Annotated in this window: 2 protein-coding genes; one reads left to right on the top strand and one right to left on the bottom strand. The window is 69.0% G+C overall.

What is annotated here, in order from left to right; genetic code table 11:
- On the bottom strand, positions 1-852 hold an 852-nt coding region (locus WBA11_RS11835), incomplete at its 3' end, for a DNA gyrase subunit A (protein ID WP_424520888.1).
- Positions 853-1,345: 493 nt separating this feature from the next.
- Here WBA11_RS11835 and WBA11_RS11830 point away from each other — a divergent pair.
- Positions 1,346-2,257 (top strand): manganese catalase family protein, encoded by a 912-nt coding sequence (locus tag WBA11_RS11830; RefSeq protein WP_424520887.1) that lies wholly within the window; start codon positions 1,346-1,348, stop codon positions 2,255-2,257.
- The last annotated feature ends 127 nt before the right edge of the window (positions 2,258-2,384 follow it).

The following is a 2,384-nucleotide window of genomic DNA, read 5'->3' as shown; positions in this document are numbered from 1 at the left end:
GTCGACGATCTGGGGCACCTTTCCGGTGCGGATGTGGTCGGCGATTTTCTCGATCAGGTCCGCCTTCTGGAGCGCGTATGGGATCGAGGTCAGCACGATGCGGCTCTTGCCCTCCAGGACGTACTCGCCCCGCAGGTCGATGGCGCCGTCGCCGGTCTCGTAGATCTTCGCGATCTGCTCCGGCGTGTTCAGGATCCGCCCGCCGGTCGGGAAGTCTGGCCCTTGGACGTGCTGTAGAAGTGTCTCGAGCCGTGCGTTCGGGCTCTTGACGAGCGTCAAGCACGCGTCGACGATCTCGCCCAGATGGTGCGGGGGCACGTTGGTCGCCATGCCGACGGCGATACCGGTCGCGCCGTTGACCAAAAAGTTGGGGACCGGCGACGGCAACACGACGGGCTCGAAGAGCTGGCCGTCGTAGGTCGGGCGGAACGCGACGGTGTCCTGCTTGATCTCGGACAGCATGGCTGCGCCAAGCGCTCGCAGCCGGGCCTCGGTGTAGCGCATGGCCGCCGGCGAGTCGCCGTCGAGGCTGCCGAAGTTGCCCTGGCCGTCCACGAGTGGCGAGCGGAGCGCCCAGCTCTGGGCCATCCGCACCATCGCGTCGTAGATCGCGGTGTCGCCGTGCGGGTGGTACTTGCCCATCACCTCGCCGACAATCGTCGCGCTCTTACGGAACCGCGAGTCCGGCCCGAGCCGCAGGTTCGTCGCCATCGCGTACAGGATCCGCCGCTGGACCGGCTTGAGCCCGTCGCGCACGTCGGGCAGCGCCCTCGACGTGATGACGGACATCGCATAAGTGAGGTAGCGCTCCTTGGCGGTCTCGTGGAGCGGGATCGTCTCGACGACGGGCATTCTTTCGTGTGGGGGACGGCCGACAAGATACCGGCCGGGGCTGACACCCCGCGTCACAGGGCGGGGAGGGAAATGGGGATTGGCGATCGGAGAGAGCACGCGCTGCCCACGCCCTCGAGGGCGAGGGGCCACCTCGAGGACGGCCAGATGCCACAGCGTGGTGTCTCTACGTTGGTGCCGCCCTCGAGGTCTGTCACCCACCGCGCCGGTCCCTCTACGACGTCGTCCCGAGCGGAGCCGAGGGATCTCGACGCGCTTCGGTCTACTAGGGTGGTCTCTCCATCCTCGAGGCGGCCAGCCGCAGGTCGGCCTCGAGGGCGCTCTGACACCGCGCCGCGGCCTCGAGACAACAGCCAGTTCCCGCCCCAGCCGACGATCAGGGCGCCCGCGGCCTCGAGGTCGCGGGCGCCCCGTGGGATCGGACAGGGCTCGCCTCACGATCGAAAGGGACTCGCTGGCCTAGCCTACAGACCCGTCACCGATCTCCCTCGCCATGTTCTACAACGACCTCCGCCTCCAGTACCCCGTCAAAGTCGACACGCCCAACCCGACGTTCGCCCGCTACCTCCAGCAGGCCATCGGCGGCATCGAGGGCGAGATCCGGGTCATGATGCAGTACTTTTTCCAGGCCTGGAACCTGCCGCCCTCTATGCACAAGTACCGTGACATGCTCCAGCAGACGGGCGCCGAGGAGTTGGGCCACGTCGAGATGCTGGCGACGGCCGTGGCCCTCAACTTGGAGGGCGCCTCGACCGACCTCAAGGACGAGGCGGCCCAGGACCCCGCCGTCGCCGCGGCCTTGGGCGGCCAGCTGCCCCGCCACTTTTTGTCGGCCGGCCTGGGCGCGATGCCCGTCAACAGTCACGGCGAGCCGTTCACGGCCGCCCACGTCGTCGCGTCGGGCAACCTGGCCGCCGACATGTACGCCAACGTCATGGCCGAGTCGACCGGCCGGACACTGGCGGCCCGGCTCTACCAGATGACCGACGACCCCGGCATGCAGGACATGCTCCGGTACCTGCTGGCCCGCGACACGATGCACCAGAACCAGTGGCTCGCCGTGATCGAGGAGCTGGGCGGCGTCGAGGCGCTCCACCCGATCCCGGCCTCGATCCCGCTCCAGGAGGAGCGCAAGGCGCCCCACGTCGACGAGATGAACTTGCAGTACGCGTTCATGGCGACCGGGACGGAGCCCCACGACGGGTTCGACGGCGCCCGGTTCACGTCCGGCCCGTCGGTCGACGGCAAGGGCGAGTTCTCGATGATCGACAAGATGGAGCCCCTGGGCGACGTGCCCGAGCTCCCAGAGCCGCCGCCCTCGACGTTCGACGCACCGCGTCCCCAGGACGTCGCCAAGAGCGGGCTCGCCAAGGTGGCCCAGAAGGCCAAGGACGCGCTGAGCTAGCGCGCTCGGTCCGTCCTCGAGGCCGCAACACCCTCGAGGACGAACCGGCGGCGCGCGGCCCTAGCGGACGACCGTGAACCGGCTCGACATCGCCAGGCCCGGGCCCAGGGCGCGGACGGTGTAGGCG

The organism is Rubrivirga sp. (assembly GCF_049648075.1).
In the GTDB taxonomy this organism is placed as follows: domain Bacteria; phylum Bacteroidota; class Rhodothermia; order Rhodothermales; family Rubricoccaceae; genus Rubrivirga.
Note: the sequence above shows the minus strand (reverse complement) of the source record. Positions and strands in the feature narration are given on the sequence as shown.